The 709-nt window shown below is 71.5% G+C and carries 1 protein-coding gene; it reads right to left on the bottom strand.

Translation table 11 applies throughout. From position 1 onward, the window contains the following. A partial coding sequence (locus VO99_RS31100) for a PKD domain-containing protein (protein WP_046116165.1) occupies positions 1 to 709 on the bottom strand: 709 nt, incomplete at both ends.

Here is a 709-nt window from a genome sequence, read left to right as displayed (position 1 = left end):
CGCCATCGGCATACACGTGGTTGAAGCTGCCTGCGGCCGCCGCCCACTGCGCCGGCGTGAGGTTCTGCACCACGCCGTCGCCCCAGTCGATGCGGTAGCCGGTGCGGGTGTCCGCGCCGGGGTCGGTGACGGCACCGACGGTGAGCGTGTAGCTGGCGCCTTCGTTGACCGCCGCCGCACCGCTGACCGCAGCGGTCGGCGCGACGTTGGTCACCGCCACGCTGAAGCTGTCGCTGGCGGTCTCGCCGTTGACGTCGGTCACCGTCACCGTCACGGTGCGGTTGGCCGCGCCGTCGGCATACACATGGTCCAGCGCGAGGGCCGGCGTCAGCGTGGTGCCGGTCTGCAGCGCGCTGCCGTCGCCGTAGTCGATGCTGTAGCTCCAGCCCGGCGAGCCGTTGTCCTGCCCGTCGCTGATGACGATGCTGCGGCTGAGCGACTGGCCTTCGGCCAGCGTTTCGTTGCCACCGGCCTCGATGCTGACCTGCGGGGTGGCCGCGCCCACGCTCACCGCCAAGGTGGCGGCGTTGGCGTGGCTGCCGTCCTCGTCCACCACCGTCACGGCGATGTTGCGGGCACCGGCGCTGGCATAGGTGTGGCTGACGTCGCCGGCCGTGGTGACGGTCTGCGTGCTGCCGTCGCCCCAGTCGATGACGTAGCTCTGCACGGTGTCCGTGCCCGGGTCGGTGATGGCGCCGAGTGCCAGCAC

The organism is Aquincola tertiaricarbonis (assembly GCF_000969605.1).
In the GTDB taxonomy this organism is placed as follows: Bacteria; Pseudomonadota; Gammaproteobacteria; order Burkholderiales; family Burkholderiaceae_C; genus Aquincola; species Aquincola tertiaricarbonis.
Note: the sequence above shows the minus strand (reverse complement) of the source record. Positions and strands in the feature narration are given on the sequence as shown.